At 72.8% G+C, this 24317-nt stretch carries 20 protein-coding genes; 6 read left to right on the forward strand and 14 right to left on the reverse strand.

The genetic code is table 11. The features are described 5' to 3' along the window. The first annotated feature begins 1 nt into the window (after position 1). A complete protein-coding gene (locus ABZ714_RS02985; protein ID WP_358823359.1) occupies positions 2-1144 on the forward strand; it encodes a sugar ABC transporter permease in 1143 nt (380 codons plus the stop codon). A gap of 77 nt (positions 1145-1221) precedes the next feature. Here ABZ714_RS02985 and ABZ714_RS02990 read toward each other — a convergent pair whose 3' ends face one another. From ABZ714_RS02990 to ABZ714_RS03005, 4 genes are all read right to left on the reverse strand, one after another. Next, positions 1222-2451 (reverse strand): acyl-CoA dehydrogenase family protein, encoded by a 1230-nt coding sequence (locus tag ABZ714_RS02990; protein ID WP_358823360.1) that lies wholly within the window; start codon positions 2449-2451, stop codon positions 1222-1224. Between the two features lie 39 nt (positions 2452-2490). Further along, complete coding sequence (locus tag ABZ714_RS02995) at positions 2491-4146, reverse strand: class I adenylate-forming enzyme family protein (protein ID WP_358823361.1); 1656 nt, start codon at positions 4144-4146, stop codon at positions 2491-2493. After that, the gene (locus ABZ714_RS03000) at positions 4143-6065 is read right to left on the reverse strand and encodes a CoA transferase (RefSeq protein WP_358823362.1); all 1923 of its coding nucleotides are present in this window, start codon (positions 6063-6065) and stop codon (positions 4143-4145) included. The genes ABZ714_RS02995 and ABZ714_RS03000 overlap by 4 nt, the downstream gene beginning before the upstream one ends. 193 nt (positions 6066-6258) lie before the next feature. Beyond that, the gene (locus ABZ714_RS03005) at positions 6259-7977 is read right to left on the reverse strand and encodes an AMP-binding protein (protein ID WP_358823363.1); all 1719 of its coding nucleotides are present in this window, start codon (positions 7975-7977) and stop codon (positions 6259-6261) included. Positions 7978-8229: 252 nt separating this feature from the next. Between ABZ714_RS03005 and ABZ714_RS03010 the strand changes: the two genes are divergently transcribed. Further along, complete coding sequence (locus tag ABZ714_RS03010) at positions 8230-9702, forward strand: MFS transporter (protein WP_358823364.1); 1473 nt, start codon at positions 8230-8232, stop codon at positions 9700-9702. Between the two features lie 270 nt (positions 9703-9972). Here ABZ714_RS03010 and ABZ714_RS03015 read toward each other — a convergent pair whose 3' ends face one another. Next, positions 9973-10389 (reverse strand): DUF1992 domain-containing protein, encoded by a 417-nt coding sequence (locus ABZ714_RS03015; protein WP_358823365.1) that lies wholly within the window; start codon positions 10387-10389, stop codon positions 9973-9975. Between the two features lie 226 nt (positions 10390-10615). Between ABZ714_RS03015 and ABZ714_RS03020 the strand changes: the two genes are divergently transcribed. The 3 genes from ABZ714_RS03020 (at position 10616) to ABZ714_RS03030 (ending at position 13973) form a co-directional block, all read left to right on the forward strand. After that, positions 10616-11143, forward strand: a complete 528-nt coding sequence (locus ABZ714_RS03020) for a DUF2165 domain-containing protein (RefSeq protein WP_358823444.1) — start codon at positions 10616-10618, stop codon at positions 11141-11143. Positions 11144-11320: 177 nt separating this feature from the next. Next, entirely contained in the window at positions 11321-12607 is a 1287-nt protein-coding gene (locus ABZ714_RS03025) for an SGNH/GDSL hydrolase family protein (RefSeq protein ID WP_358823366.1), read from the forward strand. Between the two features lie 304 nt (positions 12608-12911). Next, positions 12912-13973, forward strand: coding sequence for a matrixin family metalloprotease (locus ABZ714_RS03030; RefSeq protein WP_358823367.1), 1062 nt, complete (start codon positions 12912-12914; stop codon positions 13971-13973). 85 nt (positions 13974-14058) lie between these two features. Here the strand turns inward: ABZ714_RS03030 and ABZ714_RS03035 are convergent, their stop codons facing one another. From ABZ714_RS03035 to ABZ714_RS03045, 3 genes are all read right to left on the reverse strand, one after another. After that, positions 14059-14418 carry an RNHCP domain-containing protein gene (locus tag ABZ714_RS03035; protein ID WP_358823445.1) on the reverse strand — a complete coding sequence of 120 codons (360 nt, stop codon included), beginning with the start codon at positions 14416-14418 and terminating at the stop codon, positions 14059-14061. Between the two features lie 172 nt (positions 14419-14590). Beyond that, positions 14591-14989 (reverse strand): RNHCP domain-containing protein, encoded by a 399-nt coding sequence (locus ABZ714_RS03040; protein WP_358823368.1) that lies wholly within the window; start codon positions 14987-14989, stop codon positions 14591-14593. A 653-nt stretch (positions 14990-15642) separates the two neighbouring features. Next, entirely contained in the window at positions 15643-16221 is a 579-nt protein-coding gene (locus ABZ714_RS03045) for a DUF6328 family protein (protein WP_358823369.1), read from the reverse strand. 832 nt (positions 16222-17053) lie between these two features. On the opposite strand from ABZ714_RS03045, the gene ABZ714_RS03050 reads away from it, so the two are divergent. Next, positions 17054-17944 (forward strand): S1 family peptidase, encoded by an 891-nt coding sequence (locus ABZ714_RS03050; protein WP_358823370.1) that lies wholly within the window; start codon positions 17054-17056, stop codon positions 17942-17944. A gap of 303 nt (positions 17945-18247) precedes the next feature. Here ABZ714_RS03050 and ABZ714_RS03055 read toward each other — a convergent pair whose 3' ends face one another. The 6 genes from ABZ714_RS03055 to ABZ714_RS03080 form a co-directional block, all read right to left on the reverse strand. Beyond that, positions 18248-19150 carry a hypothetical protein gene (locus ABZ714_RS03055; RefSeq protein WP_358823371.1) on the reverse strand — a complete coding sequence of 301 codons (903 nt, stop codon included), beginning with the start codon at positions 19148-19150 and terminating at the stop codon, positions 18248-18250. Positions 19151-19207: 57 nt separating this feature from the next. Then, positions 19208-19480, reverse strand: a complete 273-nt coding sequence (locus ABZ714_RS03060; RefSeq protein ID WP_358823372.1) for a hypothetical protein — start codon at positions 19478-19480, stop codon at positions 19208-19210. Between the two features lie 197 nt (positions 19481-19677). Continuing rightward, a complete protein-coding gene (locus ABZ714_RS03065; RefSeq protein ID WP_358823373.1) occupies positions 19678-20895 on the reverse strand; it encodes a hypothetical protein in 1218 nt (405 codons plus the stop codon). Between the two features lie 237 nt (positions 20896-21132). Then, on the reverse strand, positions 21133-21360 hold the full coding sequence (locus ABZ714_RS03070) for a hypothetical protein (RefSeq protein ID WP_358823374.1): 228 nt from the start codon (positions 21358-21360) through the stop codon (positions 21133-21135). Positions 21361-21551: 191 nt separating this feature from the next. Beyond that, positions 21552-23081, reverse strand: coding sequence for an amino acid permease (locus ABZ714_RS03075; RefSeq protein ID WP_358823375.1), 1530 nt, complete (start codon positions 23079-23081; stop codon positions 21552-21554). 67 nt (positions 23082-23148) lie between these two features. Continuing rightward, positions 23149-24144 (reverse strand): hypothetical protein, encoded by a 996-nt coding sequence (locus ABZ714_RS03080; protein WP_358823446.1) that lies wholly within the window; start codon positions 24142-24144, stop codon positions 23149-23151. Between the last annotated feature and the right edge of the window lie 173 nt (positions 24145-24317).

Here is a 24317-nt window from a genome sequence, read left to right on the forward strand (position 1 = left end):
GGTGACCCACGAGACCCATCACCACGCGATGACCGGCGGCGGATCCGGCGACGGATACGACGGCAGGGCCGCCGCAGACCGGATGATCGAGCGCGTCCGCCGGACCGCCGACGAGGTCGGTGAGCGGTTCCCCCTCTACGCCGACCCCGCCACCGGCGTCTGGACCACCACCCGCCGGGGCTCCTGGACCGGCGGCTTCTGGGCCGGACTCCTCCGGCTCACCGCCGCCCGCACCGGCGACCCCGAGGACCGGGCACGCGCCGTCGCCACCACCCGCGGACTGCGGGAGCGCGCCGCCGACGACACCGACACCCGGGGTATGACCTTCTGGTACGGGGCCGCCCGCACCGCCCTGCCCGGCGAGGCCGCCGAAACCGAGCAGACCGTACGGGAGGGCGCGGCGGCCCTCGCCGCCGCCCGCCGCTCCGACGGCTCCGGCGGCGAGTACATCCCCCTCGGCTCGGCACTCGGCCACGGCGAACGCGGCACCACGACCCTCGGCGTGGACGCCGCGGCCGCCGTGATCTCCCTGCTGAGCCGGGCCGGCCGGACCCACGGCGAACCCGGCTGGGAGAAGCTGGCCGAGGCCCACGCCACCGCCGTACTGACCCACTGCATTACCCCCGACGGCACGGTCCTGGCCACCGCCCGGCCCGGCGACCCCGCCCCGGCCGGCCCGGCCCACCACGGCTGGCCCCGCGGCCACGCCTGGGGCATGGCCGCCCTCACCACCGCCGCCCGGTCCCTGCGCTCACCCGCCCCCGCGTTCCTCGAGGCGGCCCGGCGCACCACCGACGTCTGGCTGGAGCTGACCGGCGGGACAGTACCGCCGTGGAGCTTCGACGACCCCACGGGACCCAGGGACACCTCGGCCGGGGCGATCGCCGCCGAGACCATGCTCCGCCTCGCCGACACCCTCGCCGGACCCGACGCCGTACGGTACCGGCGGGCGGGGCACGGCCTGATCGCCCGGCTGGTCGGGGACCACCTCGGCCGGCCGGACACCGCCGAAGGGGCACCGCCCGCCGGGGCCCTGCTGGACGGCTGCTACGACATGGCCTCCGGGACCGCCGTCGCCCATGAACTGATCTGGGGCGACTACTTCCTGCTCGCGGCACTGCTGCGGCCCGCCCCCGCCGGGTGACCCACCGAAACGGCGGGTGCCGGTACGGAGACCCGTACCGGCACCCGCCGGACCGCCCGCCGTCGCGGCGGCGGGCGTCAGAACACCTCCACCACCGTGTCGGGACCGGTGGCGAACGGCTTCAGCAGCCGCTTGGCGACCGTATGGGTGTGCAGCTCGTCCGGACCGTCGTAGATCCGGGTCGCCCGCGCCCGCCGGTACATCCGGCTGATCGGCGTGTCGTCGATCAGCCCCTCCGCGCCGAATACCTGCACCGCGCGGTCCAGCACCTGACAGAGCGCCCGGGACGCCAGCACCTTCGCCGCCGCCACCTCCACATACGCCCGCCGGCCCGCGTCCACCGCGGCGGCGGCCCGCAGCACCTGCGCCCGCGCCGACTGGATGTCCGTATAGGAGTCGAAGACATGCTGCTGCATCAGCTGCTTCGCGGCCAGCGGCTCACCGAAGGCGCTGCGGGCATGCAGCCGATGACCCATCAGATCGAAGGCCCGGATCGACTGGCCGAGCCACTGCACCGCGCGCAGCGTCCGGCCCAGATCGAGCCGCTCGCCCGCGACCGGGAAGCCCTTGCCGCGCTCCCCGATCCGGTACTCGTCCGGTACGACGACATGGTCGAACGCCATCTCGACATGGTCCCCGGTCGTCCCCAGTACCGACAGCTCCCGCACGATCGAGAAGCCCTCGGTGTCGGTGGGCACCAGGAACATGGTGAAGGCCTGGCCGTTCGGCACACCCAGCGGCTCCGTCCGGCACATCACCGTGATGAAGTCGGCGTGCGCGCCCCGGCTGAACCACTTGCGGCCCCGGATCGACCAGCCCCCGTCGCAGGTTTCGGCCCGGGTCGTCATCAGCGACGGGTCGGAACCGGAGCGCCCCGGCTCCGACATCCCGTAACAGGGCATCACCTCACCGCCGACCAGACCCGGCAGCCAGCGTTCCCGGACCGGTGCCGTGGCGTGCCGGTGGAGCATCAGGGCGTCGAGGAGGTGTTCGGAGCCCAGCACGGCGGGCCCGAACTCGGACGCGCCCTCGGCCTCGCCGATATGGACGTACTCGGCCAGGGAGAGGTTCCGGCCGCCCAGTTCCTCGGGGTGGGCCAGCGCCCACAGCCCGTTGGCCTTCGCCTTCCCCTGGAGGTCGCGCAGCAGGGCCCGCGCCTCCGGGGTGCCGGAGGCCAGTACGGGCTCCGCCGGGAAGACCTCGGTCCGGATGAACTCCTGGACCTGGCGGCGGAGGGCCGCGATGTGCTCGGGGAGGGCGAACGGATCCCGGACCGTGGTGCCGCTGTCTGCGCTGTCGTTCGTCATCTGCGCGTTCATCTCGAATCTCGTCCTTCGGCCACGGGCTCAGGAGGCGGGGGAGTCGGCCGTCAACGCGGCCTTCAGTACGTGCTTGTCGACCTTTCCGGCCGGGCTGATGGGCAGCTCGCCGAGGACCACCAGCCGCTCGGGCAGCTTGGCCCGCTCCAGACCGCGGTCCTCGAAGAGATACCGCCGCAGCTCGTCCAGGTCCGGCACCGGCTGGCCCGGCAGCGGCACCACCCAGACACAGACCTGCTCGCCCAGGCGCGGATGCGGAATACCCAGACAGACGGCGCTCTTCACCGCCGGATGGGTGTTGACCAGCGCCTCGACCTCGGCGGGGCTGATGTTGAGCCCGGCCCGGATGATGATCTCCTTCTGCCGGCCGGTGATGTTCAGCCGCCCTTCGCCGTCGATCCGCCCCAGGTCGCCGGTGCGCACCCAGCCGCCCTCGGTCCGGTAGAGCGCGTCCAGTTCGGGGGCGTTGACATAGCAGAGAGGGGTCATCGGGCCGCGCGACCAGATCTCCCCGATCCCGCCCGTCGGCACCTCCGAGCCGTCCTCGGCGGTGATCCGGATGGTGGTGACATCGGGGTTGGGGCGGCCCGCCGTGTTCTGCACGGTCTCCAGGTCGTCCTCGATCTGGGTATGGCAGTTGACCCCGTCGGCCGATCCGTAGAGATTGACGAAGGCGCAGCCGAAGGCCCGTACGGACTCCTCGACCGTACGCGGATCCACCCCGGCGCCCCCGCAGACCAGACCGGTCAGGGACGAGGTGTCCACCCGGTCCGCCGCGTCGCTCCCGAGCCGGGGGTCGGCCAGCATCTCCTGGAACATCGTCGGCACGCCCATGAGGTGCGTCGGCCGGTGCACCCCGATCAGCCGGACCGCCTCGGCGGAGCTGAACCGGGGCATCAGCACCAGACTGCCGCCCAGTACCGCGAGGGTGACGAAGGTGCCGGTGGAGCCGAACGACGACGCCAGCGGCACCATGAACATGATCCGGGGCGGGCCGTCGCCGCGGACCAGCGACCTGACGAACGCGCCCCGCCCACCGGCCAGCGCGTTGTGCGAGTAGGCGACCATCTTCGGCTCGGCCTCCGAGCCGGAGGAGACCAGGATCCGGGCGACCGAGTCCGGGTCGGTCCCGGGCAGCGCCGCGGGCGGCTCCGGCAGCTCGGCGAGGAGCGCGTCGACGGAGCGCATCCCCGGCAGCGGCTCACCGGTGACGAAGACCTCCCGCAGTTCGGGCAGCTCCGGCCGGAGCTCCTCCATCAGCGCCCCGTAGTCGGTCTCGCCGACCTGACGGGTGATCACCGCGACGGTGGGGCGGGCCCGGCGGAACATGGCGTAGGTGTCCTGCCGCCGCCGGCCGATGGGGTACGGCAGCCCGATCGCGCCCACGGCGGCGACGGCCAGGTCCACCGCGCAGGCCAGCCGCCCGTTGCCCAGATTGACGGCGACCACATCGCCGGGCCGGGTGCCCGCGTCGAGCAGGGCGCTCGCCAGGCCCAGCGCCGTACGCTCCAGTTCGGCGTAGGTCATCACCCCTTGTCCGTCGAGGACGGCGGGGGCGTCGGGCCGGGCGGCGGCGTGCTCCTGGAAGAGGGCGAACAGGGACTTGCCGGGGTACCGGCCCTCCGCGGTCCAGCGGGCGCGGAGCTCGGCGGGCACCAGGTCGTGGAAGACGGTGGCGGTCATGCGTCGAACCTCCAGGGGGCGGTGACGAGGGTGCACTCCTGACGGGTGAGGGCGCGCCGGGCGGCCGGCGCGTCCGGCAGGGCCGTCAGATCGGTGGCGACGGCGGTCGCCGGGACGCCCGCGGCGTCGAGTTCGGCCAGCCACTCGGCGGTGGGCCGGGCGCCGAGCGCCCGCGCCACCTCGGTCCGCAGCCGCTCCTCGGTCAGGGCGGTGTCGAGGCCGAGGGTCCGGCAGAGCCGGCCGACGGCGGTGTGGGAGCGGGCCGACAGGGCGAGCCAGCCGTCGGCGGTGGCCCAGGGGCCGTCGAGGACCGGGGCTGCCGTGTTGCCGCAGCCGGGGGCGTGCCGGTTCCTGGGCCGTTCGAGAACGTCGTACTGGAGCACGGTCGAGGCCGACAGTAGGGACGTGTCGACCCGGAGTCCGCGTCCGTTGCGCTCCCGCCACAGCAGTCCGGCGATCAGCCCCTCCGCCGCGACCAGCCCGCCGAGTACGTCGATGAGCGTCATCAGGGACGGCCGGGGGGCGCCGTCGACGGCCATCTGCTCGGCGAGTCCCGAGTACGCCTGGGCCATGAAGTCCGTACCCAGGGGCGGGTTGTCGCCGAGGGCGTCGCCCCAGCCCGACGAGTAGCCGTAGACGAGCCGGGGGTTGACCTTCAGCAACTGGTCGGAGTCGAGTCCGAAGACGGCGGCCTTGCCGGGCGCCCAGTTGTGGAGGAAGACATCCGCCTCCCGGACCAGTTCGACTACGGAGGCCCGGCCCTCGGCGGACTTGAGATCGGCCCAGAGCACTTCCTTGCCCCGGTTGAGGGCGATGAAGCGGGCGGAGCAGTCGCCGACCATCGGCGGCATACCGCGCAGCGGATCGCCGTCCAGGGGTTCGATCCGGACCACCCGGGCGCCGAGCAGCGCCAGGACCAGGGTGGCCATCGGGGCCTGGATCCGGCGTCCGGCCTCGACCACGGTGATTCCCCGCAGCGGCTGGTCGGCGGTGGGCGGTACGGCCCCGGGCGCCTCGGGCGCCGGGTCGCCGGACGGGGTGAACCGCCAGGGCCCGGGCACCTTGCCGTCGACCAGCGCGTCGCCGTCCTCCCGGCGTTCGTCGACGGTACGGATCCGGCAGACGCTCATCCCGGTCCGCTCGGCGATCGCGGTCAGGGCCGCGAAGTCGTGCTCGGCGACGGCGGGGGCGAGGGTGGCGGGCAGCGGTGAGACCGCCTTGGGATAGCGCATCACAAAGGGCTGGTAGGCGCGGCGCACATCCTGCACGGGGACGCCGAGTTCGGCCCAGAACGCCTGCCAGGGCCGCTGGTCGAGGGCTTCGATCTCGAACAGGATCCCGTCCCGGCTGCGGAACGGCGGCCCGTTCTCCGGGGCGTCCTTCGGCACGATCTCGTCGTCGTCGGCGCTGGCGGCGGCCAGGTACTGGGAGATCGCCAGCAGACCGGCGTGGGTGACGGTGGTACCCACCGAGGTGATCCCGGTGCCCCGCTCCCGGGCGACCAGGGCGGCCAGGACGCCCTGGGCCGCGATCACCCCCGAGCAGGCGGAGGCGTAGTCGACGGGTATCCGGGTGGGGACGCCCGTCCGCCGTCCGTGGACGGCCATCAGCCCGGCGGCGGCCTGGACGGTGGTCTCGTCGAGGACGCCGTCCGCGCCGGGATCCGACCAGTCGATACGACAGTCGAGTACGGGGCCCGAGGCGGTCCGCGCCGTGAGCCGTAGGGCCTGGTCGGTTCGGTCGTCGTCGCGGACGACCTCGGCGCCGAGGGCGGCCAGATGGCGCAGGAGCACATCGCCGGCGGGCAGACGCTCCGGGTAGGCGGCGGTGAAGCCGGCCAGGGGGGCGGCCCGGTGGGTGAGCGGGCTTCCCTCGTGTGGTGCGGTGGTTTCTGAAGGGGCGGTGGCAGCCATGTGCATGCTGATCTCCTTCATGGTGTTGGGACCGGTGACAGCACGGGCGTGCGGTGGGGGGGAGACGGGGTCCCGGCGGTGGCGCGGGGGTGCCCGTGAGCGGTGGCGTGACCGTTCCCGGCGTCAACGGCGGATCCGCCGGTGCTGGGGAGAGGGGGAACGGGGGTGGTACCGGCCGGCCCGGCCGGATCAAGGGGCGTCAGCGCCGCAGTGCGCCGACCGCCGGAGGAGTCCTGCGGACCAGGACATGGGGAGCGGCCGGGGGAGCGGGCCGGGCGTCGGCCAGTTCCAGGGTGCCGTCCGCCCGCAGCCGGGCGAGCCGGCCCGAGGCCAGCAGTGGATCGGGGTAGCCGGGCTGGGTGCCGCCCGGTGGCAGGGTCGCGCAGGACAGCGCGCAGCCCTCGGCCCGGAGTTCGCCGACGATCCCCGGCGGCAGGGCGCGGCCGGACTCGTCCAGGATCCGGACCCGCACATTGGGCGCGGGGCGGCCGATCGGGGTGAACGGCGCGGCCGGGTCCCCGGCGGCCTTCGCCGGTTCCGTGCCCGGCGACGGCAGTTCGCGTACGGTCCACGGCAGTGGTGCGCCGTCCCCGCTGAACTCGGCGAACAGCCGGGCTCCGGGGAGCCTCGCGGCATGCCGCTCCACGGGCCGGTCGCCGGCCGGTTCCCCGGTCAGGACGACGGCCCGGGTACCGGGGTCGGCCGGGCGGTCCACGGCGGCCAGGACCCGGGCGTACTGCTCGGCGGTGAGCAGGGCGTCGGGCCGCGAAGCGCCGGTCAGATGGCGGGCGACGGAACGATGGGCGTCCGCCGCCGCCGGATCGTGCCAGCGGAGCAGACCCCCGCAGGCGAAGGCCCACCACATGGCGGAGACGAAGACCGGGTCCCAGGGGCGGGCGCAGACCGCGATCTCCCCCGAGGCCCGGCCGATCCGCCGGATCCTGGCGAGGGTCGCGGACCCCCAGGCGTCATGGGCCGAGAGCCGGGCGCCGGGGCGGCCCCGGTCCGGCGTGTCGACGAGGCAGTACGCGACGTCGGTGAAGCCCGAGCGGGGCAGGGAGGGCTCGGGGGTTGTCCCCTCCGTCCCCCGCTCGGGGGCTTGTTGGGCCTGCCGCGCGGAGAGCGTGCGGCAGTACGGCTCCCAGGGCGCGACTCCGGGCCCGTCCCCGAGGACGTAACGGGCCCCGCTCAACGCGGTCAGCTCCCGGGCCCGCAGCCGGGTGACCCGGCCGACGGGCAGACAGACCGCGCCCGCCTTGAGTACGGCGAGCTGTTCGACGACCGCCCGGAACGGACGGTCGCTCACCACCACGACGGGCTCGCCGAGCTGGACGCCGGAGCGGACCAGCAGGCCCGCCAGCCGGGATGCCTGTGCCTCGACCTGCGCGTAGCTGAGCCGGTGTTCCCCGGCGGCGACCGCAGTCGCCGCCGGTAAGGCGCGGGCGATCCGGCTGAAGGTGGCGTCGAGCGTGGTGGCCGGGACCGGGGCGAGGTTCTCGTCCCAGCGGGCCAGGTCCCGGGCGTCGTCCGGGGAGACCAGCGGAACGTCGCGGACCGTGGCCGCCGCCGTGTACGGGTGGTGCCAGGCGTGCCGGAGCCGGTCCGCCTGGCGGGCCGATCCGGTGACGGGTATCGCGATGGTCCCGTCGGCGCGGTGGAGGATCTCCAGCCGGACCTGTTCGGGCAGGCCCGAACCGGCGTTGGCGGTGGTGGCGACGACCGACCCGGCGTCGCCCACGAGGTCGCCGGTGAGCCGGGCGGCCTCGGAGAGAGTGATGGTACGCGGCAGGACGAGCCGGCCGCGGTCGACTCCGTCGGCGCGGAGCCGGACGGCGCCGTCGACGGACTGACGGCCGAGGACGGTGCAGGCGATGGCGTGGATCACATGATGGAGCGGTCGGCCCCACTGGGCGGACAACGTAGCGAGTCTGGCTCCGCAGTCACCGGAGAGTTCCGGACAGTGACCGGGTGAGCTGCTGTCTCCTTGCATCTGGCGTTCCCCCTACTGCCATCAAAGGTCGCCATATGAATACTCTAGCGTCCAACTCCAGTCAAGGACGATCATTTTCCGCCGATGCCGATCAGCCTAGGTAGTCAAGCTCAGCTTGACTAGAGTGGAGCTTTAGAGGAAAGCTTTAGTTAATTTTAGTCAGTAGTGCGGAGGAGAGTCATGAGCGGTGTTCTCCAGGGGAAGAGGGCGGCACTGCTGCTCCTCACCTCGGTGGAGCTCGTGGTGTTCTTGGATGTCTCGATCGTCAATGTGGCGTTACCCGCGATCGGCGCGGCGCTGGGCCTGACGGTGGTCGGCCTGGCCTGGGTCGGCACCGCCTACCAGGTGACGTTCGGCGGGTTCCAGCTCGGCGCCGGACGGGCCACCGACATCCTCGGCCGGCGGCGGATGTTCCAGATCGGCCTCGCGGTCTTCACCTTCGCGTCGCTCCTCGCCGGGCTCGCGGCCTGGGACTGGATGCTGATCGCCGCCCGCGCGCTCCAGGGCGTGGGCGCCGCCATCCTGATCCCCGCCGAACTCTCCCTGCTGACCGCGATCTTCACCGACCCGGCCGCCCACCGGCGGGCCTTCGGCTGGTGGAGCGCGATGGGCGCGGTCGGCGCCGCGGGCGGTGTGGTGCTCGGCGGACTCATCGTCGAACTGCTCAGCTGGCCGTGGATCTTTTTGATCAACGTGCCGATCGGTGTGGTCGGACTCTTCCTCAGCGGACGGCTGCTGCCCGCGGACGACGTACCGTCCCTGGCCGGGGTCCGGGCCCGGCTCGACGTACCCGGCATCGTCACCGGCACGGCGGCGCTGCTGCTGCTGGTCTATGTGGTCACCGTGGCGGCCGAGGGCGACCTCGACGCCCTCACGCTGCTGCTGGGCGTGGCCGGCGCGGCGCTCGCGGTCGCGTTCGTGGTGGTGGAGCGCCGCTCGGACGATCCGCTGCTGCCCTTCCGGTTCTTCCGCAACCCCGACATCACCGGCTCCACCCTGGCCAGTGTGATCGTGGGCGCGGCCCATGTACCCGCCTTCGTCTTCCTGGCGCTCTACTTCCAGGAGGTACGGGACTACTCGCCGCTGGAGAGCGGACTCGCGGTGCTGCCCATCGCCGTGGTCAATCTGATCGTCTCCCGGACGCTGATCCCCTCGGCGCTGGCGGCCTGGGGACCGCGGATGGTCCTCACCCTCGGGATGGCCTTCCTCGCGGCCGGTCTGCTGCTGATGAGCAGGCTCCCGGTCGGCGCCGACTTCCTGACGGACTACCTGCCCGCCGCGGTCGTCTTCGCCGTCGGACTGCCCGCCGTCTTCGTCGGCTCGACCATTCCGGCGGTCAAGGCCGTCGAGGGCCATGAGACCGGGGTCATCTCCGCCGTCGTCAACACCGCGCAGCGGATCGGCGCGGGCCTCGGCATCGCCGTACTCGCGGCCCTCGCGGAGGCCAGGACCGACGCCGTCGACGGCCCGTCCGACGCCTTCGCGGTCAACGAGGGCTTCCAACTCGGCTTCCTCGGCGCCGGACTGCTGGCCGTGGTCGGTGTACTGATCGGCATCTGGCTGATCCGCCGCGGCCGGGCCCTGGACGAGCAGCCGTCCGACGCCCCGGCCGACGACGACGAGTCCATGAAGTCCGCCGACGCGGGCGCCTGAACCCCGCGCGGCCCCCGGAGCCCGTGCCCGGGGGCCGCGCGGTCCGTCGCGGGGCGGGCGGGGCGTGGGCCGGTGGCAGCCTCCGTTCCGCCCCTGCCCCGCCGTGGGCGGGCTCTGTGGCCCAGCGCTTTCTACGACGGTCGCGGCCCGGGCGCGGAGCCGGGACGCGACCCGGGCATCGGCAGGTGCGGGCCCGTCGACCGGCGCCGCCGACGGGCCGACCGCCGTCGTCCGGCGGATCGGTACGGCCGGGCGGAGCCGCGCCGCTCTCTACGCGTCGCCGGGCGCCGCTCTGCGGGTGTGCCACTCGCGGGCGATCTCGTCCAGGTCGAAGGGCTTGAGACCCAGCGGGGGCCCCGGCGGAGGGCGCAGCATCATCTGCTGGATCCGGGGGTTGATCTCCCCGACCAGCCGGCGGGCCGCCGACTCGGTCGGGGCGGCCCAGGCCGCGGCCAGGACGTCCTCGACCTCCTTGCTCAGCGCCAGCGTCGGCGGCAGCGACGAGAACCCCTCGCGGGCCGGCTTCCGCTTGATCCACCAGTTCTCGTCGTACGGCGCCTCGACGGCCGAGGGCAGCGGCCCCCCGATGCCCGCCGGCGACGCGAACTCACCGCGTCGCTCCGCGTCACCGATCTGCCGGTCCACCCAGGACTCGAAACTCACGCCCGGCGGCTTGCGTTCCGTCATGTCCCCAGTGTCCCATCCGGACCGGCGGAACGCCCCGGGCGGGCCGCCCGCCCCGTGCCGACCGGCGGTTACCCGTGACACCATGCCGTGATCCATTCGCCGAAGGGGCGGGTGGAAGGGGAGAGGAGTACGGGTGCGGGAGAGCGACCGAACCGAGGAGAGCACCACCGGCGCGAAGCCGGCGGGGGCCGCGGGGGCCGCCGGGAACAAGGGCTGGGACCGGGTACTGGCCTTCGGCACCATATCGGCCGCGGCGGCCGTCTTCACCGCCGTCGTCGCCGCGTACATGGCCCTGGTGGCGTTCGGGAACATCACCGACTTCGGGACCAACCGGGAGTTCGTCCGGCATGTCCTCGCCATGGACACCACCTTCCGGGACGAGGACGTCATGTGGCGGGCCGTCGAGTCCCGTACCGTCGCCGATATCGCCTATGTCGCGATCATCGTCTGGGAGACCCTGACCGCCGCCGTGCTGCTGCTCGCGGCCGGCTACTGGGCGCGGGGGCTCCGCCGGGGCGGCGACCGGCGCAGGGCACGACGGGCGAGCACCCTGGGGCTGCTGATGGTGGTACTGCTCTTCGGCCTCGGTTTCGTCGTCATCGGCGGGGAGTGGTTCCAGATGTGGCAGTCCTCGGACTGGAACGGTCTGGAGCCCGCGGGCCGCAATGTGATGATCGCCGCGTTCGGTCTGGTGATCGTCCAGCTCTCCGGTCACCGCGACCGGGAAGTAGGAGCCCGCCCCGACACGCCCTGACCAGGCCACCATGCCCCGGACCGAGTGACCCCGCCCGGTGGGGTCCGGCGTCGTGCCGTGGCCGTGGGGGAAAACCGGAAGGCCTCCGGGGGTCGATCACCCATACGATCCCCGGGGCTCCGGCCCGTCAACTCCCCCACGACACGGGCTCGTCGAGCCCGGGAACAGGCGGCACGTATGAGGCGCTCGGCATTCCGGCGGCGTACGGCGGCGGCGGTCGTCGCGGTCACCACCGCCGCGCTCGCCCTGACCACGGCCCCCGGCACGGCGACCGCCACCGGCGAAGACCGACCGCATCGCTGGACCGGGGCGTGGGGCGCGGCCCACCAGGCGCCGGTCAACGTCCCGGGCTGGCCGCCCACATGGTCCGTCGACGGCTTCACCGACCAGAGCGTCCGGCAGGTCGTCCGGGTCGCCGCCGCGGGTGAGCGGCTGCGGATCCGGGTCTCCAACGAGTACGGCGCCCGCCCCCTGCGGGTGGTCGCCGCGACGGTCGGCCGGACCGGTGACGGCGCCGAGGTCCGGCCCGGCACCGTCCGGACCGTACGGTTCGGGGGCGATCGCGGCATCGTCGTACCGCCGGGCCGGGAACTGGCCTCGGACGCGGTCGGGCTGACGGTACGTCCCCTCGAACGGCTCACGGTCACACTGCACTTCGCCGGGTCCACCGGACCCGTCGGGTTTCACGCCGAGGGGCTCACCACCACCTACCGCGCCGCCGGTGACCGTACCCGGGACACCTCCGGCGGGCCCTTCGCGGGTGAGACCGCCTACTCCTACTACGCGCTCTCCGGCATCGATGTCACCGGCGGGGCGGCCCGGGGCGCGGTCGTCGCCTTCGGGGACTCCATCACCGACGGCTACGGGTCGACCCCCGACGCCGACAACCGCTACCCCGACCAGCTCGCCGAGCGGCTGACCGAGGCCCGCTCCCGGCTCTCCGTCGTCAACTCCGGTATCAGTGCCAATCGGCTGCTCTCCGACTCGCCGTGCTTCGGAGTGAAAGGGAAGGACCGCTTCCGGCACGATGTGCTCAACCGGCCCGGAGTGAAGACCGCCGTCGTACTGATCGGCATCAACGACATCGGCGCGCCCGGTCTGCCCGACTTCGGCTGCGGTATCGCCCCCGCGGTCACCGCGAGCCAGTTGATCGACGGCCACAAGGACCTGATCCGCCAGGCCCGCGCCCGGGGCGTCGAGGTCGTCGGAGCGACCGTCCTCCCGTTCAAGGGCACGGAGGGCTACTACACCGAGGCCAATGACCGGATCCGCCAGGAGGTCAACCACTGGATCCGTACGAGCGGCGCGTACGACGCGGTCGCCGACACGGACCTGGCGCTCCGCGACCCGTCCGACCCGGCCCGGCTGCTGCCCGCCTATGACTCCGGTGACCATCTCCACCCGAACGACGCGGGGCTCGACGCGCTGGCGAACACGGTCCTGCCGCATATCGCGGAGGACTGACCGACTGTCACCGCGTGATAGCCGAGTGATCGGCTGGCGTGATCGCGAGCGGGCAAATCGCCCCGCTGTCCTCGATATCGCAGGAAACCGGCTATTCGTTCACGGGGTATCGCGCCATCACCGCGAATAGCCGGAACTTTTCCTCATTGCGGTTTACGGATCCCCGCTCCTAGCGTCCCTCCTCGTTGCCTCGCCCGAGGCGATGAGGAATGGGAGTGGGGATTCTTCTATGTTCAACGGAAAAAGAACAAAGCGATTCGGCCGGGGCCGGGCGACGGGGGCGCTGGGTGCCTTCGCGGTGGCCGTGTCGCTCATATCCTTCCAGGGGGCACCTGCCCAGGCGGCGGGCGCGGGCGAGTCCGCGAAGACCGCGAACTGCCAACTGCCGCCCGGTACGCTGACGCCCGTCGACCTGCCCCCGGGCGCTTCGGTCATCGACTGCGGTGCCGTCGGGCGGGTGGTCGAGGACGGGGGCGCGGGTCTCACCATTCCCGAGCCAGGGAACGGAGTCACGATTTCGACCTTGATGGCGAATGGTGATTCCGTGGAATTCGCGCTCCAGGTCGACGACGCGGGCGTCATATCCTACAACTCGCCCTCCGGTGTCGATCCCGCGACCGGTGTCGACACTCCCCAGCCCGCGCCTCCGGCCGACCCCGTGGACCCGCCGGGTACGCCGGACACCCCGGACGACGAGCAGGACGTGCCTCCGGCCGGATCCACCCCGATCCCGGACACCGACGCCGCCGCGGCCCCGGGGGCGTGCAGCACCAGTGCCTACAACCTGATGCGGTGGAAGGAGTACGGCACGTACACCTGGTACATCGGCGACGGGGGCATGCCTGCCGGCCTGTCGCGGACTGCGGCCAAGGACGCCTTCGCCGATGCCATCAACAACATCACCGGCGGCTCCAACAACTGCGGCATCGTCAATCTGGCGGGCCCCCGGTCCAGCTACGGCGGTACGACGTCCCTCGAAGCCGACATCAGCAACCACAACACCTGCACCGCGCGGGACAAGAAGAGCACCTGGGACGCCGGAGACCTGATCGCCGGTGCCGTCGCCTCCGCGTGTACCTGGACCAAGCTCCAGGGACCCTCCTACGCGGATGTGATCGAGGCGGACGTCAGGTTCAACACCGCTGACCACAACTTCACCAACAATCCGTCCACCGGCTGCAACAACAAGTACGACGTGCGGTCGGTCGGCACCCACGAGGCCGGTCATGTCTTCGGCCTGGACCATGTCACCGGCAGCACGAACCAGAACCAGACCATGTACACGAACTCCTTCCCCTGCACCACCAAGGCCAGGACTCTGGCCCGGGGGGACATGAACGGTCTGCGCGCCATTTACATGAGCTGACGGCGGCATATCGCTGATTCAGCCATCCGGTTCTTCGGCCGGGGGCGCGCCGTCACGCCGGCGGCGCGCCCCCGGCCCTCGCCCCTCAGAGCGCCAGCAGCGCCCGTACCGGCACCCCCGGGTCCGCCAGCGGGCGGGTCGCCAGGCGGATCAGGGGGAGCGGATTGTCGTCGCCCGCGATCCGGTTGGCGCTGACTCCGTCGCAGGAGAGACAGCGGTGGATCACCTGCCATTCGCCGTCCGGGCGGACGGCGAGGCCGATCGCCGTCATCCGGCCCCGGCACCGGGACGCCCGGTCGCCGGGGATCCGGGCGTCCAGATGGAGGCTGGCCAGACACTGCGGGCAGTGGTTGCGGTGCGCGGTGCCGGGCGCGGTGACGGAGACGTCGAGGCGGCAGCCGACGCAGCGGAACGAGTCCCCGCGTTCACCGCCCCGGCCGTGCAGGACGTCCTTGGCCCGCTGGGGGCGCGGGCCGCCGCGCCGCCCGGCGGAGCCGGAGCCGGAGCCGGAAGCCGAGCCGGGCCCGGAGGCGGTCTTCCGTGGTTGTTCGGTTCTTCTCACCCGTCGTGGCACGGGGGTGTTCCTTTCGTGGTCCGTTCGGAAGGGGCGTCCGGTCTCACAGCTCGCCGAAGAGTTCCAGCGGGAACGGGGGCGTGGCGAGGGGCCGTACGGCCATCCGCATCAGGATCAGATGGTTGTCGTCGGGGCTGACGGGTCCGGTCGCCAGCTCGCCGCAGCGGGTGCAGCGGTGGACGACGGTCCAGTCGCCCGCGCGCGGCACGGCCACCGAGATGGGGCTCATCCTGGCCCGGCACTCGGAGGGGCCGCCGTCGACGTGGTCGTCGAGATGGCGGGAGTGCAGACAGCTCGGGCAGTGGTTGCGTACGGACCCCTCGGGGTCGAGGGCGCCGACGGTCAGCCCGCACCGGACGCAGGTGAAGGTATTGGTGCGCGGTACGGGACGCGGGGTGGACGGCCGCTGACGGGACGGGCTGTCGCCCTGGTGGGTGGACACTCGGGTCTCTCCTGGCTGGAAGCGTGATGACAGCGAGAGGAGGCCGGACGGCACTCGGGGAGCGGCGCCGGAGCGGTCCGGACGGCATACCGCCGCGACACCGGCCGGGCGCGCGGGAACGCGCAGGGGGCCGGTGGGGCGGATGACGGCGTACGGGACGGGGACCGGCGTTCACCGGAGGGCGGGGCGATATGACCCGGGCGAAGGGTGCGCCGGAACCGCCCCGTGACACGAAGGTCAGGGGGCTGCGGTCCCGGGCACAGCCGGGGTCAGTCGCCGGACGCGCTCACGATGTGACGAGGCACGCTCGGCCCGGGCCGGGGCATACATCAGCTCTTTCCAGGGCGTGGGAGCCCGAACGGTGGCACCGGACGGGCGCCACGAAGACACGAGGGCACCCCGTGGGACGGGGCGCTCCGGCACGCTAACAGGGGGCTCCGCGGGGCCGCGAACGAATTTCCGGGGCCGGGGCGGGGGCCGGGCGCGCCGGACACCACGGCGGGGCGAGCTGTGGTGGGGAAAGCCGCGGCCGGTCGGGAGCGTCGCGTCCGCCGAGGCCGGGCGACGGGCGGCGGCTGCCCCGCGGGTCCGGTGCGCGGCCGGTGGCGTACGGCGCGTCCCGTTCGGCCGTCGTCCCCCGGGGCGCGGCCCGTTCAGCGATCGCCGTACGCCCGGCGGCCCGGTCCCCGACCGCGCGTACGGACCCGGCCTCCGCCGCGCCGCCGGGTCCGGCCGCCCGGCCCCCCGTCCGCCCGGCGACGCAGCGCCCGGGGGAGGGCGAACCAGAGCACGGCGAAGAGCACCGCGGTGGCGCTCGCCAGCACGACCGCCGCCGGGGTGCCGAGGACCACGTCCATCAGCAGGAGCACCGCCCCGGTGAGGGCGAGGGCGAGTACCGCGAGTCCGGCCTCGGTGAGCCGGGTGGAGAGCGCCACGATCCGGCGTTTGGCGCCCTGGTGGAAGAGGCCGCGGTGCAGGGCGACCGGGGTGGCGAAGACCGCGGCGGCCACCACCGACAGCATCAGGGTGACCACATAGACCGTCCGCTGATAGCCGTCGAGCCGGGCGAACCGCTCGGTGAAGGCGATCGCGAGCAGGAAGGCGAAGAGGATCTGCACCCCGGTCTGGACGACCCGCAACTCCTGGAGGAGTTCGGTGAGATTGCGGTCGGCCCGCTCCAGGGGGGTCTCGCGGCGCGCCGCCGGAAGGCGCGGTACGGGCGGAGTCGGCATGGCCCCACTCTGTGCCCCGGGCGGGGTGCCGGGCGCGGTGCCGCGCCGGGGCCGCTGCGGGAACCCGTACGGAACCGGGGCGGATCACTCCGGTCACGCCGGGCCCTGCGTTCTCATCCGCCGCTGCGGTGCTGTGTCGTCCCGCCGGGAAAATGGCCTGGTCCGAGGGCGGCCGGTAGAACTGGACACCAGGAAGGACCGGGAAGATGGTCAATCCATCGCATACGGACACCGAGGGTTCCGGGGGGCCGGGTGTATTTTTTGCCGCCGCCCCGTCGGCGGGCCCGGGCCGAAGGACCGGCCGCGCGGGCGGACTGCCGGGCGGGACACCGGAAAGCCGTCACATGTGACCCGGATCACTCGGCGTACCGGAATTCTTTGCCCCGCTTTGGTGAACCGGGGCGCCGTTTTCCTCGTGTACTCCTTGGTACTTCGGGGCCCGGGCGTCCGCACGGCTCTGATCTGCCCGGCGGGCCGCGCGGCGGCGGTCCGGTACCCGCCGTCACCGGGCCCGCGGACCGCCCCGGCCGACCGGCTAGCGGAATCGGGAAAGCGGTTACCCCTTCGGCGGCCCGGCCGCCGTGACGGCTCGCCGGGGTGCGAGCACATTCCGGTTACGGCAAGGGCTTCTTCCTGCCAACCGTGTTCCGGCGTCGGCGGGCGGTCGCGGCGCGGCCAAAAGTGGAACTTGTTGCGGGGGCCGGTCAGGCACAGGATCCCCATCACGTCGACTTGGCAGGCGCATGACCCCCGTGTGGTCCATGGGCCCGCCGAATCACGTGACCAGGGGCCCGTACACCGGACGGGCCCCGGCTTCCGAATCGGAGGACTCGTGAACGTCAAGACGCTCCTCAAGGGGACCCTCGGCCGAAGAGGTGTGGCCGCGGCCGTCACCGGACTGGCCACCGTCGCCGCGCTCGTCGCGCCGACCGCCGCCGCCGCGGACGCGCCCAAGGCGTCCGCCGCCCAGCTCGCCGCGGTGAACCAGGCCGTCCTCAAGGCCGATGTCGGCGGTACCGCCTGGCACACCGACACCAAGTCCGGCAAGGTCGTGGTCACCGCCGACAGCACCGTGTCCCAGGCGGGCATAGCCAAGATCAAGAAGGCGGCGGGCGCGCAGTCCGGTGCCCTGGTCGTCAAGCGCACCGCGGGCAAGTTCAACCGGCTGATCGCGGGCGGCGAGGCCATCACCTCCGCCGGTGTGCGCTGTTCCCTCGGCTTCAACGTCGTCAACGGCGCCCGCCAGCACTTCGCCCTCACCGCGGGCCACTGCACCAAGGGCAGGCCCTCCTGGAACATCGGTACCGCCGTCCCGGGCTGGACCGTCTTCCCGGTCTACGACCACGGCGTCATCCAGCACGCCAACCCCGCCGCCTCCGACGGCCGGGTCTACCTCTACAACGGCACCTACCGTGACATCGTCAACTGGACGAATCCGTGGGTGGGTCTGCGCATCGAGCGCTCCGGCAGCACCACCGGCTACCGCACCGGCGTCGTCACGGCGCTGAACGTCACCGTCAACTACGGCGGCGGACAACTGGTCTACAACACCATCCAGACCAACGCCTGCGCCCAGCCCGGTGACAGCGGCGGCCCGCTGTTCAGCGGCAACACGGCCCTCGGTCTGCTCTCCGGCGGCAGCGGCAACTGCAGCGTCGGCGGAACCACGTTCTACGAGCCGGTCAGCCGGCCGCTCGGCCTCTACGGCCTGAACGTCTTCTAAAACGCGGGGGAACCGGCCGGTGGGCCCCGCGGCCCTGAACCCGCGGGGCCCATCGGACCGGCCCGCCCGGCCGCCGCCCCGGCCCGGCGCGGTGCCGAGACCGCCCGGACCGGCGGCGACACCCGGCGGGCGGTACGGAAAGGACCTCCCGGTCCCCATTCCGTACCGCCCGTCACCGCCGTTTCGCCCGGACCGCTTCCGGCGGTACGCGGCGGTACGCCGGCCGGCCGGACACCCCGCGAGTTCGGGCGCACGGCTATCCCGGCATCCGGCCGGACCCGCCCCGGGCCGTACGGGCCCCGGTCACCCGGCCCGCAGCAGCGCGAGACCGATCTTCACCAGCCGCTCGCCGGGATCGGGCCGGGCGCCCAGCCGGCCGGTGCGCGGCGCGTTGTCCACGACCGTCAGTACGGCACTGACCGCGATCCGGCCCTCCGCCGCGTCCGTACCCGGCCGGGCCACGGCGAACAGCCTTCCCCGGAGCGCCGGATACTCCCGCCGCGCCTGCCGGGCCGCTGTGCGCTCCTTCTCCGGCAGCTGGTCCGGCTCGGCCACGAGCAGCCCGGTCGGCCGGGTGTGCGCGAGGACGAAGTCGACATGGGAACGGAGCAGCCGCTCCAGGGTCTGACCGGGGGTGCCCGGCTCGGCGCGGGCCGCGGCCGGGGCCACCACCGCGGCCGCGTACCCGGGCTCCGCCGCGCCGACGCCCGGGAGATGAGGATCGCCGAGACACGCCCCCGGCGGCAGCCGGGCCGGATCGGCGGGACCCGGACGGTCGAGCGCGTCACGGACCAGCCGGAAGGCCATGGAGTCGTACACCAGGCCGATACGGGTGGCCAGGCGGATCCCGCAGACGTCCTGGAGCTCGATGCTCCGCGCGCCCTCGCGGACGGAAGTGCGGCAGGGGACCACCACCGTGTCGTTCCGGGTGTGGATCCCGGTGTGCGACACCGGTCCCGGTGTCGGGTCCCCGGCGTCGAGAGCGGTCAGGAACGCCGACCCCCGGGACATCCGGCGCCGCGCCGGGGCGCACGACGAGGCGCGGACCGGATCCCCGGCGACCGCGCCGTACCCGGGTGTGCCCGGACTGACCACGTCGTCCACGGACCCCCGGAGTCCGGGCCAGTACGTCGGCGCCCAGCGGATCCGGAGTCCGCCCTGGCTGTGGCCGATTGTGTCCGCGGGCCGCCCGGTGGCCGCCCGCATCGTCGTGGCCAGGGCGTGTACGACGTACTCGGCGGACTCCTGGATGTCGGTCAGGGACTAGCCGGGAAGGTCGACCGTACAGACGTCGTATCCGAGGTCGCGCAGGGCCGGTGCGTCGTTCCGGGCCCAGTTCGGCCCGGCGTCGACGCCGGTGCCGTGGACCAGGAGCACCGGGTCGCGCTCCGGCCGGCCGGGGCCGGCCGGGCAGTCGAGGGCCGCGTCCAGCCGGTCGGCGGGCCCGGGGCCGGGGGCGGCGGTTCCGCGCCCGTCGCGGGCGCGGCGGGGGACCCGCCACCCGCGGCGGCGGGGCACTCGTACGGCGGTCGGCATGAGGACTCCTTCGTCCGGGTCGCACCCGGGTCGCTCCGGCACCGTCGGGGATGGTGGGGGTGGTGGAGGAGGAAGGACCCCGCCGGACGCGTGGCTCCGGGCGGCGTACGGCCCCGGGAACACGCTCTCCGGGGCCGGTCCGGGAACGCGCCGGGTGCCCCGGCGGCCGTCGAGCCGCCGGGGCACCCGGTCCGCGGTCAGCTGGGGTTCAGCTTGATCGCGAAGTTGTTGAAGATGGTCCAGACATCGACCCAGGCGACACCGCCGCTGCACTCCCGGGCGGCGTTGCACCCGGTGCCGTAGCTGATGATGCCGTTGAGCTGACGCGAGTTGGGGTCGTTGATCGTGATCACCGGGCCGCCGCTGTCCCCGCCGCGGCCGACGATTCCGCCGTAGTGGGGCACGCCGTAGCTGCCGCGGATGGTGTAGCCGTCGACCGGCCAGGTCGCGTTGCCCGCGTAGACGGTCCGGATGTTGCAGACGACCTTGGAGTTGTAGCCGAGCTGGCAGGTGAAGTCGTTCACGGCGACATTGCGGACACCGTTGAGGTAGCGCACGTACCCCGTCGCGTCCAGCCCGTCCCAGGTGTAGCGGAGGGTCGGCGTCTCGATGAAGAGGGAGTCGATCTCGGGGCGCTTGTACTTCACCTGGCCGATGTAGTTGCCGCCGAGGGCGTAGACATGGTCGCCCACGTTGTAGCAGTGCCCGGCGGTGACGAGCCACTGGCGGCCGTCCCAGGTGCTGATCGACGGGATGCCGCTGGTGCAGCGCGAGCGTCCGCCGGAGCCAGGGCCGAGCGCCGCGGCCGCGTAGAACGGCGAGGTGTCGTTCTCCCGGGTCAGCGGTGCCGCCCCGGTCGACTTGGTGATCCGCAGGGGTGTCGCGGAGGCTTCCTCGCGGTCCTTCGCCACGGACGGCTTGGCGAAGTAGGCGCGGGCCGCGGCCGGGTCGTCCACCAGCAGATCGATCGATCCGCCGTCCACGGACGGACCGGCGAGGGTGATGTCGAACGGCAGATCGCGCCGGGAGGTGAGCGCGGAGATCTCCGAGTCGAGCTGCTTGCGGGTCTTCTTGCCCGCGAGGACGTCGATCAGGCCGGTGTCGACATTCCCCGCGGTACGCCGGACGGCCGCCAGGAAGGCGGCCCCCTTTGAGACATCGGTCAGATAGACCTTGACCGACCGGTAGTCGGTGCCCAGGGCGACCTGGGTATACACATCGGAGTGGCTGCCGCGGCCCACCTTGTCCACGGCCTCGGCCGCGGCGCGCAGCGGGGCCAGTACCTCGGCCTGCCGCTCGGGACTCATCTTCGCCACCAGATCGGCCGAGAGGGCGTCGCCGCTCCCGGCCCGTGCCGCGACGGTGCTCAGCGGAAGCAGCAGCAGCGCCACCACCACCGCCCAGGTACGTCGCATGGTGAATCTCATCCGTTCCCCCTTCGAACGGCCCCGCGTCGCGGGGTCTTTCCGTGGTCACCGGGGACGGTAGGAATTCAGCGATATACCAACAAGGGAGTGTGCGAGGGTGCGTCGGGTGACCAGGGGGCGTGCGGAGGCGACGACGGCGTAGGCAGCGCGTGTCCGGGCCCGTGGCCGGGACTTCCGCCGACCGGAGGCCCGGCCCCGGTCGAACGCCTGCCGGACGATCGCCGGTCAGTCCGGTTTTCCGCCGGGCGCCACCGGCCGCAGCCGCCCGACCAGCCGGAAGAAAGCGGCCTCGTTGCCCGCCATCCCCAGCGCGGCCAGCGCCCGATCGGCCTCCGCCATCGGCACGGTCAGCAGCGGCAGCGCCGGGACGGGGCGCCCGTCGTCCAGCACGGCCCGGGTCGCGCTCAGCAGCCGTACGTACGCCTGGGCCGCGGCCCTCTCCGGATCGGTCATCTCGCCTTCCCCTCGCCTTGACGCGGTCACGGTCCGTCCAGCATCTCGCGGGCCACTGACAATCCCGGCACGGCAGCTCGTCGCAGGCGCGCCGCGCACGGTCCGGTGAACCGCCCGGGGCACGGGTACGGGGCCGGTCCAGTCGGCGGGACCGGCCCCCTCGCGGCGGTCAGGGGCCGCCGTACGGAACGTCAGACGATGTGTTCCGCGATCTCCGCCTGCTCCCGTGCCGAGCCGTACGGCGGCGGGGTGCTGTAGGCACGCCGGGCCACGAACCACCAGACCGTGGCGAGCACCAGTACCGAAGCCAGCGCCACCGAAGCGTAGTTCATGGTGTCCGCGGTCACCGGACTGGACTGCGGCAGCAGGAAGAGCACGGTCACACAGACCACCCACACCACGGCGATCCAGCCGATCGGCTTGCTCCACCGGCCCAGCGTCCACGGTCCGGGCTGGAACCGGTCACCGGCCCGCAGCTTCAGATAGACCGGGATGATGTAGGCCGGGGTGATCCCGATGACATTGATCGCGGTCACCGCGCCGTAGGCCGTGCTCGACCAGAGCGACGGCAGCGCCAGCACCCCGGCGAAGCAGACCGAGAGCCAGACCGCGGGGACCGGGGTGAGGGTCCGGCTGCTGACCCGGCGCCAGAGCTTCGAGCCCGGCAGGGCGTTGTCCCGGCTGAACGCGAAGACCATCCGGCTGGCCGCCGCGACCTCCGCGTTCCCGCAGAACAACTGGGCCACGATCACCACCAGCAGCAGCGCCGCGGCACCGCCCGAGCCCAGTGCGTCCAGCAGGATCTGGGCCGGTGGTACCCCGGTCTCGCTCTCCAGCGCCCCGTTGTAGTCCTGAATGGCGAAGGTCAGCGCCGTCAGCAGGACGAAACCGGCGATCCAGGAGACCCAGATCGCCCGGACGATGCCCTTGGCCGCCGAGACGGAGGCGTTGGACGTCTCCTCCGACAGATGGGCCGACGCGTCGTAGCCGGAAAAGGTGTACTGGGCCAGCAACAGCCCGATCGCGGCCACGTAGAGCGGATTCTCCCACCCCGTGTTGTTGACGAATTCGGTGAACACGAACTCCGGCGACTGATGGTTGTCGGGCACGATCGCGATCGCGCCCACGATCAGCCCCACTCCGCCCAGATGCCACCACACACTGACCGAATTGAGCAGGCTGACCAGCCGCACTCCGAAGAGATTGAGCCCGGCGTGGAGCAGCAGAATGGCGAGAAAGATCAGAAAGGTCGAGCCGGGGGTCGGATCGAAACCCCACTGGAGATTGAGGAACGCCCCGATGAAGAGGGCCGCTCCGTAGTCGATACCGGCGATCGCGCCGAGCAGGCCCAGCAGATTCAGCCAGCCGGTGTACCAGCCCCACTTCCGGCCGCCCAGCCGGTCGGCCATGTAGTAGAGGGCACCGGAGGTGGGATAGGCGCTGGTGACCTCGGCCAGGGCCATGCCGACGCAGAGCACCATCAGCCCCACGCCAAGCCAGCCCCACAGCATCACCGCCGGTCCGCCGGTGTTCATACCGAAGCCGTAGAGGGTCATTCCGCCGGAGAGGACGGAGATGACGGAGAAGCTGATGGCGAAGTTGCCGAAGCCCCCCATCCGGCGGGCGAGCACCGGCTGATAGCCGAGCTCCCGCAGCCGTTGCTCCTCGTCGACGGGTTTTCCGGCGCCCTTGCGGGCGCGTCGGGGTGGCGCGAGTGACATAAGGGGCCTCCGTGAGGACGGAACCTGTGGACTGCCGCCGGGCGCGATGGCGAGGGCGGTGGCGCGCTCAGTAACCCGCGTCGCGCGCGGCGGTGAAGCACCGGCTGCGGGCCCGGAGGAAGATCTCCTCGGCCAGGCCCGGATCGCCGGGGTTCTGGGAGCGGTACTGCCAGGGCGGCGGGGTGTAGAACGGCCCCAGCGCGTCGAAGACCCGGGACGCCTCGACGAAACGGCCCGCGCCCCACAGGGCATGGGCCAGATGATTGAGATCGAGCAGTGACATGGCGTCCGGATCGGCCCGGTCGAACCAGCCTTCCAGCGCCAGGACCGCCTCCCGCAGGGCGTCCTCCGTCACCCAGTGCAGATCCAGGGCCCGCTCATGGCCCCGGTCCCGGCGGTACCGCTCGACCCGGACGAAGAGCGGCAGCATCAGCAGCGCCGAACCCGCCGGAGCGGTCGAAGCCGCCCACTGCACGAAGTTGACCGCCTCGGAGAGATGACCGCCCGACTTGCGGGCGTACACGAACTGGAGCATCCGGTGGTACGCCTCGCGGTTGTACGGATCGCGCCGGTGCGCCTCCGACAGCAGACCCCACGGGCCGGGGAAGAGCATCGGCCCGGGCGGCGGCTGGCGGTGCTCCTCCAGCCGCTGCTTCTCGTCGAGCTGGGCCAGGGCCAGCAGGGAGACCCAGGGCACCGGGTCGTCCGGCCCGCGCCGGGCGGCGTTCCGGCAAGCCTCCCAGGCCTCGTGCCACCACTCGGGGGTACGGGGATGGTTGTCGCGGTGCGCCCGCAGGGCGCGCTCCACGGCCACCCGGCACCGCATGACATGCGCGGCGCCGGACTCCGGCTCCTCGGCGAGCCAGGCCCGGACCGCGTCCGAACCGGCGGCGACCGCGCCGAGTACCTGGGTGCGCCGGGTCCACAGCCCCCAGCCGCGCGTACTGTCCAGCAGATTCCGGGTCGACAGCCAGCGGCCCGTCCGTAAGTCCTGGACCGCGGTGCGCAGTTCGTCGTCGTGGCCGGCCGGATGGTAGACGGGACGGAACTGGTCCTGGGCCATCAGCCCGTCGCCGATCCCGCCACCGGACGGAGGCGGGTGCGGGCACACGGACAGGACTGTCTCGACGTCATCGGTATAAGCCCTCTTGAGAACGGTGGGGGGTGACTCCGGCGGGTGGAGAGTCCGCTCCACCCCCTGTGCGCGCCGATCTTACTCATCCCTTCGATTCCGAC

It is taken from the genome of Streptomyces sp. NPDC006798, from assembly GCF_040635975.1.
In the GTDB taxonomy this organism is placed as follows: Bacteria; Actinomycetota; Actinomycetes; order Streptomycetales; family Streptomycetaceae; genus Streptomyces.

Coding starts and splice junctions, on each gene's coding strand:
- ABZ714_RS02990 (WP_358823360.1), bottom strand. CDS start 2,451: ATGACGAACGACAGCGCAGACAGCGGCACCACGGTCCGGGATCCGTTC.
- ABZ714_RS02995 (WP_358823361.1), bottom strand. CDS start 4,146: ATGACCGCCACCGTCTTCCACGACCTGGTGCCCGCCGAGCTCCGCGCC.
- ABZ714_RS03000 (WP_358823362.1), bottom strand. CDS start 6,065: ATGCACATGGCTGCCACCGCCCCTTCAGAAACCACCGCACCACACGAG.
- ABZ714_RS03010 (WP_358823364.1), top strand. CDS start 8,230: ATGAGCGGTGTTCTCCAGGGGAAGAGGGCGGCACTGCTGCTCCTCACC.
- ABZ714_RS03015 (WP_358823365.1), bottom strand. CDS start 10,389: ATGACGGAACGCAAGCCGCCGGGCGTGAGTTTCGAGTCCTGGGTGGAC.
- ABZ714_RS03025 (WP_358823366.1), top strand. CDS start 11,321: ATGAGGCGCTCGGCATTCCGGCGGCGTACGGCGGCGGCGGTCGTCGCG.
- ABZ714_RS03045 (WP_358823369.1), bottom strand. CDS start 16,221: ATGCCGACTCCGCCCGTACCGCGCCTTCCGGCGGCGCGCCGCGAGACC.
- ABZ714_RS03055 (WP_358823371.1), bottom strand. CDS start 19,150: ATGCGGGCGGCCACCGGGCGGCCCGCGGACACAATCGGCCACAGCCAG.
- ABZ714_RS03060 (WP_358823372.1), bottom strand. CDS start 19,480: ATGCCGACCGCCGTACGAGTGCCCCGCCGCCGCGGGTGGCGGGTCCCC.
- ABZ714_RS03065 (WP_358823373.1), bottom strand. CDS start 20,895: ATGCGACGTACCTGGGCGGTGGTGGTGGCGCTGCTGCTGCTTCCGCTG.
- ABZ714_RS03070 (WP_358823374.1), bottom strand. CDS start 21,360: ATGACCGATCCGGAGAGGGCCGCGGCCCAGGCGTACGTACGGCTGCTG.
- ABZ714_RS03075 (WP_358823375.1), bottom strand. CDS start 23,081: ATGTCACTCGCGCCACCCCGACGCGCCCGCAAGGGCGCCGGAAAACCC.
- ABZ714_RS03080 (WP_358823446.1), bottom strand. CDS start 24,144: ATGGCCCAGGACCAGTTCCGTCCCGTCTACCATCCGGCCGGCCACGAC.